This is a genomic window from Pseudohongiella sp. O18, from assembly GCF_021729085.1.
Taxonomy (GTDB): Bacteria; Pseudomonadota; Gammaproteobacteria; order Pseudomonadales; family Pseudohongiellaceae; genus Pseudohongiella.
Window position 1 is genome coordinate 453698 of the sequence record NZ_JAJSAR010000002.1, and the last position, 12248, is coordinate 465945.

A 12248-nucleotide genomic window follows, 5' to 3' on the forward strand; every position below is an offset into this window, starting at 1 on the left:
CCAGGAAGTCAAATCATGAGTATCTCCAGGGAAGCAATTGAAGACACGGTAAAAAATGGCCTCATTGGCGATATATTCCGATTCGAGAGAGCTTTAGCTCTAAAGAGAAAGATCGCTAGTCACTCCGAGCTTATTAACGATACTTCAAATGGAAACTATGGACTGGCGTTTAGGACTATCGACTCCTCTTTAAGTACAGAAGCAATATTGGCGGCAAGCAGAATAAATGATAACCCTAGTAAAAAGTATCCCACACGGTGTCTTCGTGGATTACTTTCATACTTAGAAAAATATCATGAAGAGTTGCCTGATATTCGTGAAGAATTTCAGCTTTTGCACGCTTTATCGGCTAGAGAAGGTACGGAAACACTACTCCACTGTGTTAAACACTCACCAAATGAATTTTCAGGAGAATTGAGGCGCTATGTGATTGTCGAGCTAGAAAGCACTCCGCTTTTAGAATATGGCATTGAATTACGTAACTTTAGAGATAAAGCTCTAGCGCACAATGAAAATGCTGAGAATGTTAATTCCCCGTTTTGGTCCTCTATTAAGGAAATAGTAGAACTAGCAAAGTTTGTTGTTGGCGTTCTTGGTTGGTCCTATTTATCGACAGCTTATAGTGTTAGTGGAGAGTATATACTCACGAGCGATGCCCTGAGGCCATCTCTCTGTATCGATAGGCTCATTGGGGACTTATATGGTATATGAGTCAGCAACTTTGAGTAACAAAGCTGTATTACTGACCAAAATCACTACCTGATTTTGTTCCTTAATTTACGCGTATTTTCGCACAAAACTGCTTGATAATTTCGCGCCGGTTACAGCGCCATAAAGCAGCACTCAAAGATCCTGACAATCCAAAGTATAAACAATACATGGCTAACAGGCGCCGACCTTACCCGCGAAACTGCAGAAGCGCACCTCATACGCACAACAAAAACCGATAAAAAGCCCCAACCCTCAACCCTCAACCCCCAGCCACCATCCTCTCCGCCGCCGTATACTCCATCCCAAAAACCTCCGCCACAGCCTTATACGTCACTTTCCCCCGACAAACATTCAAACCTTCCATCAAATGCTTGTTATCCCTGAGCGCAGCCTCCCACCCCTTATTAGCAATCGCCAGCACATGCGGCAGCGTCGCATTATTCAGCGCAAGCGTCGAAGTTCGCGCGACCGCCCCAGGCATATTCGCCACACAGTAATGCACAACCCCATCTACCAGATAAGTCGGATTCTCATGAGTAGTAGGGCGCGATGTCTCAAAACAGCCACCCTGATCGATGGCCACATCCACCATCGCCGACCCCTGTTTCATTAGCGTCACCATCTCCCGCGATACCAGCTTCGGCGCAGCAGCGCCCGCTATCAAAACCGCCCCCACCACAAGATCAGACTGCAGTAGCTCCGCCTCGATCGTTTCCTCCGTGGCATAAACCGTTGTGATGCGCCCCTGAAATAGATCATCCAGCTGCCTAAGGCGGGTCAGCGATCGGTCTATGATGGTGACATGTGCCCCCATCCCCACAGCCATCCGCGCTGCATTAGTGCCGACGACACCGCCGCCAATAATAGTAACCTTCGCCGGCGGTACCCCAGGAACGCCACCCAGCAGCGTCCCGCTGCCACCCTGACTCATTTCCAGAGCATGTGCGCCAGCCTGAATCGAAAGACGTCCAGCCACCTCGGACATCGGCGCCAATAACGGCAAACCACCCTTGTCATCGGTGACCGTCTCATACGCGATGGCCACAGCACCGGAAGACATCAGCCCCTGAGTTTGCTCCTGGTCGGCAGCCAGATGAAGATATGTGAAAATAATCTGATTCTCTCTGAGCATTTTCAGCTCAACCGCTTGTGGCTCCTTGACCTTAACAATCATGTCCGAGCCTGCGTAGATCTTCTCGGCATCAGGCGCGATATCTGCCCCGGCTTTCTCGTAGTCCTCGTTGCTAAAACCAATGGCCAGACCTGCATCTTTCTGAACCGCTACCTGGTGCCCATGGGCAACAAGCTCTCGAACCGACGCGGGCGACAGACCCACCCGGTACTCTCGATTCTTGATCTCGCTGGGGATTCCGATACGCATAGAAGGCTCCTTACAACGACGGGTTCAAAGAATTTGTCAGACCTAGCTTAACATGATGATATGTATTCGCTGATTTTCGACTCATTGGATCATTGCACAGAAAGCCGAATCGGAGTGCCAGACGTTTTTATATATACTGACTATCAATTCTTTATAGAATCCGAGCAAACACGGTGCTTGTCCATTCCATGACACGCGTTCTGACCCACATTACCGGAGACATTCCATGGCTGTAGGCGTCTGGATAAGCCTGTTTGTCTACTTTGCGCTGATGATCATCATCGGCCTGTACGCCATGCGCACCTCAACCTCTTCGTCGGAAGCCTACATGCTGGGCGGGCGTACACTCAGCCCCAAGGTTGCCGCCCTGTCAGCCGGTGCCTCCGATATGAGTGGATGGCTGCTGCTGGGCCTGCCCGGCGCTTTGTATATATCCGGTCTGGCGTCTGCCTGGATAGGCATTGGCCTGTTTATAGGTGCCTTCATCAACTGGATTCTGGTCGCACCCAGGCTGCGCGAGCAGACGGTGCAGTACGGTAACGCCATCACCATTCCAGCGTTTCTGGCGAATCGATTTCCTGCTCAGGCATTATCCTTGCGAACCGTCTCAGCCCTGGTGATCGTGATCTTCTTTGTGGTGTATACCGCATCCGGCCTGGTGGCTGGCGGCAAGCTGTTTGAAAGTGCTTTTGAAGGAATCTTTAGTGTGGCCGGTATCAGCGATTACGCCATGGGTATCCTCATCACGCTGGGTGTGGTACTGGCATACACGGTGGTGGGTGGTTTCCTGGCCGTGAGCCTGACGGATTTTGTGCAGGGCTGCATCATGATGCTGGCCCTGGTGATTATGCCGGCGGTTGTGCTGTTTGGCGAAGGGGGCGGGGGCTTTGCTCAGGCGTCTGCAACGCTGAATCAAGTGGATCCCGCACTGCTGTCCTGGACGACCGGCTTAAGCTTTGTCGGTTGGCTTTCTGCGCTAAGCTGGGGACTGGGTTATTTTGGTCAGCCCCACATCATCGTCCGCTTTATGGCCATTCGCACACTGAAGGATGTGCCCATCGCCCGCAATATCTGCATGAGCTGGATGGGCATTTCGCTGATAGGTTCTATTTCCCTTGGCATTTTCGGTCGCGCCTATGCGATCAGAAACGGACTGGATGTTGCCGACCCGGAAACCATCTTTATCATACTGTCGGAACTGCTGTTCCATCCGCTGATTACCGGCTTTCTGTATGCTGCGCTGCTGGCCGCCATCATGAGCACCATTTCCAGCCAGCTTCTGGTGTCGTCATCATCGCTGACCGAGGACTTCTACCGCCTGTTCCTGCGCAAGCAGGCGACCGACCGTGAATGTGTCATGGCAGGCCGGGGCTGCGTTGTCGCCGTGGGCTTGATGGCTGCCCTGATTGCCTCCGATCCGGACTCTCAGGTACTGGGCCTGGTTAGTCATGCCTGGGCCGGCTTTGGCGCGGCGTTTGGTCCTCTTATTATCCTGTCGCTGATGTGGCCTCGCACGACGGCTACCGGCGCCATAGCGGGTCTTGTGGTGGGGGCTGCAACTGTCGTGATCTGGATTTCATTAGGCTGGAACAGCAAGTTCATGGGAGGCCCGGGCGTTTATGAAATCATCCCGGGGTTTATCGCTTCCTGGATTGCTATTGTGGTTGGGAGCGTGTTGGGCGCTGGATCGCGCAGCTAGTTAAACATGGGGTGAAGTCGCAGGAAAACTGTTTTTCTGCGCATACTCACGATACGAATGTCAGGGCTCGTCGTAGTGACCACCCAGAGCAAAGATATAGATTGATGATTCGTCGAACCTATACACAATTCTATCCTTCTGGGATATGCGCCTTGACCATAAACCGGTCAGGTTATGCTTGAGGGGTTCAGGTTTGCCTGTCCCAACAGCGGGGTCCTCGCAGCGAATGAGCTCTTTGATCATCTTGCGAGCAGCGTCATGCAGTTTTTTGTCGTTCTGGCGCATGGCTTCATACGCTTCCCAGGTCTTACCCTCAAATACCAGTGATCTCATCCATTTGCTCTTTGGTAGGCGTGTATCCTTTACGCTCAGCATGGGTTTTGACCGATTCGGCCAGTTGTTGCATCAGGCTGCTGTTTTGCAACACGTACAACGTTTCCTGTTCGCGCTCCCAGTCTTCGGCGCTCATCACCACAAAGTCTTGCCCAGATCGTCGGGAGACTCTTATCGGTTCATGTCTACTAACACTTTGTTCTACAAGCTTTTTCAGGTTATCCCTGAACTTATTTACACTTACTGTTTCCATCGCAACCACCAATATATGTACGGGAATGCCGTACGAGTATACTCTGGCCGCCCCAACAATCACAAGCGATTGGGCGCCAGCTTATCTGGCGCCGTTGTTGATGGGCGTTATGTGTATTGATTCATTAGATCGATAGGGGTATCGTAATACCAAAGTCTTATCGATGGGTGGCGTCATGACAGAAGTTACTGTTTCTCCGAAGTATCAGATTGTAATTCCTAAAGAAATTAGAGAATCCATGGGAATAGTCTCTGGGCAAAAAGTCCAGATGATGTCATATCAAGGACGCATCGAAGTGATCCCGCTAAAATCCATGAAGGAGATGAGGGGCTTCCTCAAAGGGATTGATACCTCCGTAGTCAGGGAAGAAGATAGGGAATGAATGTTGTTGATTCGTCGGCTTGGCTGTCGTATTTCGCCAGTGACGGGAATGCCGCGGTATTTGCAGAGCCAATTGAAAGGCTTTCGGAATTGCTGGTGCCGAGCATCACGATTACGGAAGTTTTTAAAAACGTGCTGCGTCAACGTGGAGAAGAGGCTGCCTTGATTGTCACGGCCCACATGAAGCAAGGCAAAGTTATCTCGCTGGATTCAGAATTGGCAATGGGTGCTGCCAAGCTTGGTGTTCTCCATAAACTGCCCTTGGCTGACAGCATTATTTTTGCCACCGCTCAAAAGTATTCTGCTGTCATCTGGACTCAAGATAAAGACTTTGAGGGCTTGGCGAATGTCAGATACATTTCCAGAAACAACACATAACAACCCGCTCAAATTCGTTCCGCTTTGCTACATCGGACACGAACTGCGTTCTTAGTTATTGCACGGAAAGGAGTGACATGAACATGCGATTCTTCACCACCTTGATCTGCTATCCTCTAGCTTGGCTGATTCCGGCCACTGCGCTTGCCCAACACTTCCCCCCGGACCAGGATCTCATCGAGGTGATCCAATCCCGGGTCGAAGAGGGTCGAGGCGTCGGCATCGTACTCGGCGTCATGGAGGCGGACGGTTCGACTCGCGTGGTAACTTACGGCGACACTGGTGTGGACGACCTGCCCCTGGGCGAGAGAGCTTTATTCGAGATCGGCTCTATCACCAAGGCGTTCACAGGAATTCTGCTCGCCGACATGGTCGCACGGGGCGAGGTGTCGCTTTCCGATCCCGCCTCCGGCTTCCTGCCTGATGGCGTCACCGTCCCCAGGGCCGACCGCGAGATCACCCTCCTTGACCTCGCGACTCACCGTTCGGGACTGCCCAGAATTCCCGGGAACATGCCCTTTGCTAACCCTGCGAATCCGTACGCTGACTACACAGTTGACCATTTGTATGCTTTTCTCTCGAATCATGAGCTGCGGCGCGATGTCGGTTCACAGTACGAGTACTCAAATCTTGGCTTCGGCTTACTTGGTCATCTGTTGGCGCGCGCGGCAGGAGTTACCTACGAGGATCTCGTGCGTGAGCGAATCCTGGAGCCGCTTGGGATGAGCATGACTGGTATTACTCTCGACGCAGAGATGCTTCAGTGGATGGTGGCTGGTCACGATCAACAGGGTGAGAGAGTTCCGCTTTGGGACCTGCCCACGCTGGCTGGTGCGGGGGCGCTTCGCTCCAACGTCCGTGACATGCTTGCTTTTCTTGCTGCGAACATCGGCCCGCCCACGTCTGAGCTTGAGCGCTCGATGCACGCCAGCCATCAGGTACGGGAGAGTGCCGGTATGAGTAGGAGTATAGGGCTTGGCTGGCTCGTTCGGAGCGTCGATGAGCAGAGGATTGTCTGGCATAACGGGAGCACAGCTGGTTTTCGTACGATCATCGCTTTCGATCCTGATGCGCAGGTAGGGGTGATCGTCCTTACCAACTCGGCGCACGGCGCCGATGACATCGCTTTTCATTTGATCAATCCGGAACTGCCGCTCGCGCCGCCCCCAACACCTCCACGCGAGCGCGATGAAATCGCTGTCGCAGAGCACATTCTTCAGACCTACGTCGGCGAATATCAGCTCTCACCAAGTTTTTCGATCACCGTCACGCTGGAAGATGGAGCCCTGTTCGCTCAGGCCACAGACCAAAGCAGGTTTCCGATTTTCGCGGAATCTGAGACAGAGTTCTTCTACAGGGTTGTTGATGCACAGATCACCTTCGAGCGGGACGAAAACGGAATCGTGACGGGCATGGTCTTGCATCAGGCGGGACAGAACATACCGGGGCAAAAAGTGCGCTGACGCTGCGCGCGACCTCATCCCGTAATTGAGTAGCAGCGCATGTGTCGTCCTTACGAGTTCGTCTAATGGGGTTGACGGCACACCACCATCAAATACATACGTTATGATTTGGGGTGACAATCTGGTGAGATTCGTTGGACATCCAACTTTGACAACGTGAACGTTGAGTTCGATGCACCTGCCACTATAAAAAGCGCCAGTTCTTAACGCGGAGCACCATGTGATCACAGATAATCATAAAGAAATAGAAAACCTGTTTCACGCCATCGGCGAAACCTTCTCCAGGCTCGACTTCGACGCCTGGCTCGCACTTTTCACCACACCTAGAACCATCATATCCAAAGGCAATATTTTCTCATCCGCCTCAACCGAAGAAACCCGCAATAAAATGATGCCTGTGTTCGACAGCCTGCGCCAACGCGGTTTTACCCACACCCGTCTCGACAAATGCAACATCAAACTGCTCGGCAAAACCAACGCCATGGTCAGCACCGTCTGGACCCGACTCGACAGCAACGGCGACGTCATCGAAACACTGGGCGCTACCTACACTCTGGTGCTGACCGACGATGCCTGGAAAGTCGCCGTTGTCATGTCACATCGCGCCGACGTGATGGCGATTCCGGACCAGAGTCAAGACTCGTAGTAAGCCACAAGCCGGTTCATGCCCAGCACGTGTGGCTCGACTCTTTCCAGGAATTCCGCGAGTTCCTGCCCGTCAGCCAGCGACGGCTCCAGATTCAGCGCCAATACCCAGAAATAATAATGGTGCCGACCGTGACCGGGTGGCGGCTTGGGACCACCATAACCGATGCTGTCAAAATTATTCAGCCCCTGTGCGTAGTCCGTGCAACCCTGTGGCAAATGATTCACTTTGGGCGGAATGTTGTAAACCAACCAATGCACAAAGCCGTAATTACCTGTTGTCGAGATCAGAGGGGCATCCGGATCGTGACAGAATATCGCCAGTGACTTTGTGCCCTCGGGCACCTTGCTCCACGTCAGCTCTGGCGACACATTGCCACCGTCATGGCTGTGCCTGTCATCGATACGCTCACCCTGTTTCAGGTCGTGACTGGTCAGTTTCATGTCTGAAAGTGCAAATGTCATGAGGACTCCTTTATTGTCAGATTGTGATCGTGGAATACTTGAATATTACCTTACGGAGACCGGTCCGCATGTTCAAGCGTAAACTGTACCTGTTTGCCGGGGCATCCAGCGTGGCCTTGGTCGTCGTCCTGCTGGCCGCCGCTGTATCCGCGCAGATTACCCGCCAGAACCTCTCACAGAGCACCATGGCCCAGACTCTGCTGATAGAACACCAGCAGCTGTCCAGCATCTCCTACCGCCTGTTCAAGCAGCTCACCGACGGACTGATTTTTGGCCAGACCGCCAATCAGGCCGAGGTTCGCAACAAAAAGGAGCAGATAGATGAGTCACTCAGCAACATCCGGCGTCTGGAACTGACGCAGCGTGAATCGCTGGGTGCAGAAGCGACCCGTGGCAGCGTTGAAGACACCGAAGACCTGGCGCTGCTGATTACGCAGATTATTGAAGAATTCCAGTCAATCGCTGCAAGCGGCAGTGATGTGCCCCTGAGCCGGCAGGAAAGGGTGAGAACCCTGCTTGAGGTGACCATCGATAACCAGTTCCGCGAAGCCATCAATGATGCCGTTTCGCGTCAGAGCAATGTCGTGGCTGCCATCAATGCCCGCATCGACACGCTGAACACCGCCATTGTCTGGTTTACCGCTGCCTTCGGTTTGCTGGGACTGCCACTGATCGTGCTGGCCTGCCGCTGGCTGATCAATCAGCTCTATCCTCCCTTGCAGACCATCTCCAGCGGCGCCGAGGCGCTGGCACAGGGCAACTATGACCACCGTCTGCCAGACACGCTGGATCAGGAGTTTCTGCCCATCGTGCAGTCCTTCAATTCCATGGGACGGCAACTGCAGGAGCACAAGCTCATGGCAGAGCGCTCACGCAAACAGCTTGAGTTCGAAGTGGAACAGCGCACCAAAGAACTGATGGACGCGAATAACAAGCTGACTGACATCGATAATCGCCGGCGTCAGTTTCTGGCAGATCTAAGTCACGAGTTACGCACCCCGTTGACAGTCATCCGCGGTGAGGCTCAAGTGACCCTGCGCCAGCCTATCGTTACTGAAGACGCCAGCCGGCAAACTCTGGAGTCCATTCTTAGCCAGGCCGTCGGACTCAGCCGGCTGGTCGATGACCTGTTACTCCTGGCACGTGCCGATTCCGGCCAGCTGGTAATTGAGCCGCAGTGGATTGACATGGCCAGCTGGTTGCGACAGCAGACTGAACACTGGCAACGGCTTGCACCGACCCACCGTATAGAAATGGAATGGGCCTTTGATGACGAGGGGGCGCAGCTCTACGGCGATGAACAGCGTTTGACACAGGTCATTGCCATTCTTGTCAACAATGCCGTTAAGTACAGTGACCCGAATACCCGTGTCATGGTTAAGGCGTCACAGTCCGCCACTGACTTCAGGATCTCCGTGATTGATCAGGGACCCGGGATTTCTCCCTCCGATCTGCCTTATATCTTCGAGCGATTTGTCAGGATCAACCGTTCCATTGAAGGTTCGGGACTCGGCCTGGCGATCGCACGTACCATCGCCGAAGCCCATCATGGCGAGCTGAGCGTTGAGTCAGTCGTCGGCAGGGGATCAGCCTTTACGCTGACACTGCCCAGGGAGCCGCAGCCATGAGGGTGCTGATAGCCGATGACGAGCGATCCCTGCTTAACTTCATTGCGCGCGGGCTTGGCGCGGAAGGTATTGAATGCACGACGGTCAACCAGCTGCACGAGGTCAGCATGCAGGCCTATCAGCAGCAACCGGATGTCATCGTGCTGGATCGCATGTTTGCCGATGAGGACAGCCTGCTGGAACTGCCGGCGATTCTGAAGCGTTCGCCGAAGAGCAGGGTGCTGCTGTTGACCGCACTGGATGACGTCGCTGACCGAGTTGCAGGACTGCGAGCCGGCGCGGATGACTACCTGTGCAAACCCTTTGATTTTGACGAATTGCTGGCCCGTGTGCAGGCACTGGGACGACGCCTCGATGCACCGGCGCAGGAAAGCGGCGATATCATTCAACAGGGCGCGATTACGCTGGATATTGGCAGCCGACTGGTGGTCCGCGACGGTGAGGAGATATCCCTGACCAGTCTGGAATTTGATCTGCTGATGTTCCTGATGCAGAACCACGGCAAGGCTCTTTCCCGCGAGCGCATTCTCAACAAGGTCTGGGGGCATCAGTCCGAGCCCCTGACCAATATCGTTGATGTCTACGTCAGCCGGCTGCGACAGAAGCTTGACAGCCCCCCACCAGCTGAATCCATGATCCAGACGGTGAGGGGGCTCGGATACCGCTTCCGGGCATTACATGGGTGACAGCAGCGACGGATGCGTCACCAGGTTGCGCACGCCGTGTGCCTGGGTCTCCTCAAACACATTGTCATTACACCATTCCCCGACCGTTTCGATGTCGACAAAGGCAACGTTGGGCCGGACGCTCCAGCTGACCAGCAAGGGCGAACCATTTTCATTGTAGGCAGGACCCGTTGTTGATCCGGCGTATTGAATCGGCGTGCCAGTGTCAGTAGGAATGTTCAATGCCTGGTGATAGCCATTGCGCTCACCGATGGCCGCCAGCTCATTGAAGTCCAGCGCCGAGCGATCATTGACCAGCACCAGTACCTGTCCTTCCACACGCAACTGCGGGTTCATGGTGTTGTCATTCAGGCAGGCGCCCAGTGTAGGGCCTGGATTGATCTGCGCGCTGCTGAACACATAATGTACTTCAATGGTATCTCCCGGCATCAGGGACTCGTTATTGGTGGGGCAGATGTTCCCCGTGATTGGTGCCAGCTGGCTGGCAGCCAGTTCGCCGTCATAGAGAAAACCGGTGTGATTGCCGTGGCCGTCGCCGTTACCGGCATAGACAGTGAACTCCCCACCTTTGTGCTCAGCATTCTTGTGGAAATGGATGTTGCACAGGTTCAACTGCTCGTACTGCGGGGCCAGACTGAACTGACGCGTGTTCTCGCCAAGCGGGTTTGACAGATCACGAGGCGACTGCGGACCGAAGCCTTTGCCAGCGGTATTCTCCAGCAGTTTCTGATTCTGTTGCTCGATAACGCTGTCGGCGACGGCTGCGCCGTTGTCATTGGCATACACTGCCAGGGAAGCTGACATGCTGATAATGCCAGCCATTGCTGCCATTGATTTCATCTATTCACTCCTGCTGTGGATTAAGTGGCCCCAAAGGTAGTGAAAGATTCCGAATTGATAATGAATTAATTATTAAAAGTTTATGAACAGCGTGGTGGCAGGTGATGACCAGACTGGCGGCCGACAACGCCAACGTCCACTGGGTCGACATCACCGATAGAGACGAAGAGTTACGCCAACAGAGTATCGACCCCGAGCGGGCGCTGCGAGAACTCCACGTCAAAGATGCCAACGGGCAGATTCACATCGAAATAGATGCCTACCAGCTATTGATGCGCCGCGCCCCCATTCTGCGCCCAGTGGGCTGGCTGATTGGTCTGCCCGTGATCAAACCCATCCTTTCCAGGCTGTACCGGCGCATGGTGGATAAACGATTGGAACGCACCGGGCGAGGGTAAGTACCACCCCTAAGCGCTATCCCGGACAGGCTTGACCCAAATCAAAAGCAGCGCGAGCACCAGCAGGTATTGTGGGGGTAGCTAACACAACCCAGACCGCGACCTTTTACATGCTTGCCTGGAATTCACCCCAATGTCCGTCACTGTTTATCTGCTCGCCATTCTCGTCATCACTGTGATTGTATTGTTTGACCGGCGACTGCTCGATCATCGCGCAGACCTCAACACCATGCATGAATTGCTGGCCTCGCAGCCCGCAAACCCTCCCGTCTTTACCCCGGAACGGGTTGCTGACCTGCCTGATCCTGCTCGACGTTACTTCCTGTACACCATTAAATCGGGCACGCCGCTGCTGAAGGTAGTCAACATCACCATGGCAGGGCGCTTTGGCATGGGCACCAAAGACAAACCCAATTACCTGGACTTCACTGCGACTCAAGTCCTGGCAATGCCGGCCGGATTCGTCTGGAAGATGCGTGCACGGCGCGGTGCCATGGTCTTGTCTGGGTCCGACAGTCAAAGCTGGACACGTTTCTGGCTGATGGGTTTATTGCCAGTCGCCCGCATGGGGGGAGACCCCGATCATACCCGTTCAGCCTTTGGTCGTTATGTCGCCGAAGCCGTCTTCTGGACACCTGCCGCGTTGTTGCCTGGTCCCGGCGTGGTTTGGGAGGCCCTGGCAGCTGATCGTGCACAGGTAACCGTCGAGTATCAAGGGCTGACTCAGGTTGTAGAACTGACCGTGAGCGAGAATGGTCAGCCGATTCAGATCAGGTTTGATCGCTGGAGCAATGCTAATCCCAGGAAACAGTATCAGCTGCAATCGTTTGGCGGTTATCTATCTGAATTTCGCGATTTTGGCGGTTTTCGTCTGCCGACACACCTTGAAGCAGGCAATCACTTTCAGACTGAACAGTACTTTCCATTTTTTGTGGCGGACGTGACTGAGATTGAGTTCGAGCATGGCTGACACGGATTATGCCTGGC

Annotated in this window: 15 protein-coding genes; 10 read left to right on the forward strand and 5 right to left on the reverse strand. The window is 53.9% G+C overall.

Annotation, left to right across the window (positions count from 1 at the left end; genetic code table 11):
* Positions 1-15 precede the first annotated feature (15 nt).
* Positions 16-711: a hypothetical protein gene (locus LVD14_RS09355; protein WP_237133822.1), complete on the forward strand. Its 696-nt coding sequence runs from the start codon at positions 16-18 to the stop codon at positions 709-711.
* A gap of 259 nt (positions 712-970) precedes the next feature.
* On the opposite strand, the gene ald is transcribed toward LVD14_RS09355, so the two are convergent.
* Positions 971-2092 (reverse strand): alanine dehydrogenase, encoded by a 1122-nt coding sequence (ald, locus tag LVD14_RS09360; protein ID WP_237133823.1) that lies wholly within the window; start codon positions 2090-2092, stop codon positions 971-973.
* A 226-nt stretch (positions 2093-2318) separates the two neighbouring features.
* Between ald and putP the strand changes: the two genes are divergently transcribed.
* Positions 2319-3791 carry a sodium/proline symporter PutP gene (gene putP, locus LVD14_RS09365; RefSeq protein ID WP_237133824.1) on the forward strand — a complete coding sequence of 491 codons (1473 nt, stop codon included), beginning with the start codon at positions 2319-2321 and terminating at the stop codon, positions 3789-3791.
* Between the two features lie 60 nt (positions 3792-3851).
* Here the strand turns inward: putP and LVD14_RS09370 are convergent, their stop codons facing one another.
* Both LVD14_RS09370 and LVD14_RS09375 read right to left on the reverse strand, forming a co-directional pair.
* Complete coding sequence (locus LVD14_RS09370) at positions 3852-4124, reverse strand: Txe/YoeB family addiction module toxin (protein ID WP_237133825.1); 273 nt, start codon at positions 4122-4124, stop codon at positions 3852-3854.
* Complete coding sequence (locus LVD14_RS09375; protein ID WP_237133826.1) at positions 4105-4377, reverse strand: type II toxin-antitoxin system Phd/YefM family antitoxin; 273 nt, start codon at positions 4375-4377, stop codon at positions 4105-4107. The genes LVD14_RS09370 and LVD14_RS09375 overlap by 20 nt, the downstream gene beginning before the upstream one ends.
* A 175-nt stretch (positions 4378-4552) precedes the next feature.
* Between LVD14_RS09375 and LVD14_RS09380 the strand changes: the two genes are divergently transcribed.
* The 4 genes from LVD14_RS09380 to LVD14_RS09395 all read left to right on the forward strand — a co-directional run bounded on the left by LVD14_RS09380 (position 4553) and on the right by LVD14_RS09395 (position 7245).
* Entirely contained in the window at positions 4553-4759 is a 207-nt protein-coding gene (locus LVD14_RS09380; protein WP_237133827.1) for an AbrB/MazE/SpoVT family DNA-binding domain-containing protein, read from the forward strand.
* Positions 4756-5136, forward strand: a complete 381-nt coding sequence (locus LVD14_RS09385) for a type II toxin-antitoxin system VapC family toxin (protein WP_237133828.1) — start codon at positions 4756-4758, stop codon at positions 5134-5136. The genes LVD14_RS09380 and LVD14_RS09385 overlap by 4 nt, the downstream gene beginning before the upstream one ends.
* Before the next feature lie 83 nt (positions 5137-5219).
* A complete protein-coding gene (locus LVD14_RS09390) occupies positions 5220-6599 on the forward strand; it encodes a serine hydrolase (protein ID WP_237133829.1) in 1380 nt (459 codons plus the stop codon).
* A gap of 220 nt (positions 6600-6819) precedes the next feature.
* Positions 6820-7245, forward strand: coding sequence for a hypothetical protein (locus LVD14_RS09395; protein WP_237133830.1), 426 nt, complete (start codon positions 6820-6822; stop codon positions 7243-7245).
* On the opposite strand, the gene LVD14_RS09400 is transcribed toward LVD14_RS09395, so the two are convergent.
* Positions 7233-7709 carry a YbhB/YbcL family Raf kinase inhibitor-like protein gene (locus LVD14_RS09400; RefSeq protein WP_237133831.1) on the reverse strand — a complete coding sequence of 159 codons (477 nt, stop codon included), beginning with the start codon at positions 7707-7709 and terminating at the stop codon, positions 7233-7235. The two genes, LVD14_RS09395 and LVD14_RS09400, sit on opposite strands and share 13 nt — an antisense overlap.
* 68 nt (positions 7710-7777) lie before the next feature.
* On the opposite strand from LVD14_RS09400, the gene LVD14_RS09405 reads away from it, so the two are divergent.
* Both LVD14_RS09405 and LVD14_RS09410 read left to right on the forward strand, forming a co-directional pair.
* Complete coding sequence (locus LVD14_RS09405; RefSeq protein ID WP_237133832.1) at positions 7778-9337, forward strand: sensor histidine kinase; 1560 nt, start codon at positions 7778-7780, stop codon at positions 9335-9337.
* Positions 9334-10023, forward strand: coding sequence for a response regulator transcription factor (locus LVD14_RS09410; protein ID WP_237133833.1), 690 nt, complete (start codon positions 9334-9336; stop codon positions 10021-10023). The genes LVD14_RS09405 and LVD14_RS09410 overlap by 4 nt, the downstream gene beginning before the upstream one ends.
* Here the strand turns inward: LVD14_RS09410 and LVD14_RS09415 are convergent.
* Positions 10012-10863, reverse strand: a complete 852-nt coding sequence (locus LVD14_RS09415) for a delta-class carbonic anhydrase (protein WP_317622711.1) — start codon at positions 10861-10863, stop codon at positions 10012-10014. The two genes, LVD14_RS09410 and LVD14_RS09415, sit on opposite strands and share 12 nt — an antisense overlap.
* A 104-nt stretch (positions 10864-10967) precedes the next feature.
* On the opposite strand from LVD14_RS09415, the gene LVD14_RS09420 reads away from it, so the two are divergent.
* Together LVD14_RS09420 and LVD14_RS09425 are read left to right on the forward strand one after the other, a co-directional pair.
* Positions 10968-11261 (forward strand): DCC1-like thiol-disulfide oxidoreductase family protein, encoded by a 294-nt coding sequence (locus LVD14_RS09420; protein WP_237133834.1) that lies wholly within the window; start codon positions 10968-10970, stop codon positions 11259-11261.
* Between the two features lie 133 nt (positions 11262-11394).
* The gene (locus tag LVD14_RS09425) at positions 11395-12231 is read left to right on the forward strand and encodes a YfdQ family protein (protein ID WP_237133835.1); all 837 of its coding nucleotides are present in this window, start codon (positions 11395-11397) and stop codon (positions 12229-12231) included.
* Positions 12232-12248: the final 17 nt, after the last annotated feature.

Coding starts and splice junctions, on each gene's coding strand:
- LVD14_RS09370 (WP_237133825.1), bottom strand. CDS start 4,124: ATGAGATCACTGGTATTTGAGGGTAAGACCTGGGAAGCGTATGAAGCC.
- LVD14_RS09400 (WP_237133831.1), bottom strand. CDS start 7,709: ATGACATTTGCACTTTCAGACATGAAACTGACCAGTCACGACCTGAAA.
- LVD14_RS09380 (WP_237133827.1), top strand. CDS start 4,553: ATGACAGAAGTTACTGTTTCTCCGAAGTATCAGATTGTAATTCCTAAA.
- LVD14_RS09425 (WP_237133835.1), top strand. CDS start 11,395: ATGTCCGTCACTGTTTATCTGCTCGCCATTCTCGTCATCACTGTGATT.
- ald (WP_237133823.1), bottom strand. CDS start 2,092: ATGCGTATCGGAATCCCCAGCGAGATCAAGAATCGAGAGTACCGGGTG.
- LVD14_RS09405 (WP_237133832.1), top strand. CDS start 7,778: ATGTTCAAGCGTAAACTGTACCTGTTTGCCGGGGCATCCAGCGTGGCC.
- LVD14_RS09390 (WP_237133829.1), top strand. CDS start 5,220: ATGCGATTCTTCACCACCTTGATCTGCTATCCTCTAGCTTGGCTGATT.
- putP (WP_237133824.1), top strand. CDS start 2,319: ATGGCTGTAGGCGTCTGGATAAGCCTGTTTGTCTACTTTGCGCTGATG.
- LVD14_RS09385 (WP_237133828.1), top strand. CDS start 4,756: ATGAATGTTGTTGATTCGTCGGCTTGGCTGTCGTATTTCGCCAGTGAC.
- LVD14_RS09410 (WP_237133833.1), top strand. CDS start 9,334: ATGAGGGTGCTGATAGCCGATGACGAGCGATCCCTGCTTAACTTCATT.
- LVD14_RS09375 (WP_237133826.1), bottom strand. CDS start 4,377: ATGGAAACAGTAAGTGTAAATAAGTTCAGGGATAACCTGAAAAAGCTT.
- LVD14_RS09355 (WP_237133822.1), top strand. CDS start 16: ATGAGTATCTCCAGGGAAGCAATTGAAGACACGGTAAAAAATGGCCTC.
- LVD14_RS09415 (WP_317622711.1), bottom strand. CDS start 10,863: ATGAAATCAATGGCAGCAATGGCTGGCATTATCAGCATGTCAGCTTCC.
- LVD14_RS09420 (WP_237133834.1), top strand. CDS start 10,968: ATGACCAGACTGGCGGCCGACAACGCCAACGTCCACTGGGTCGACATC.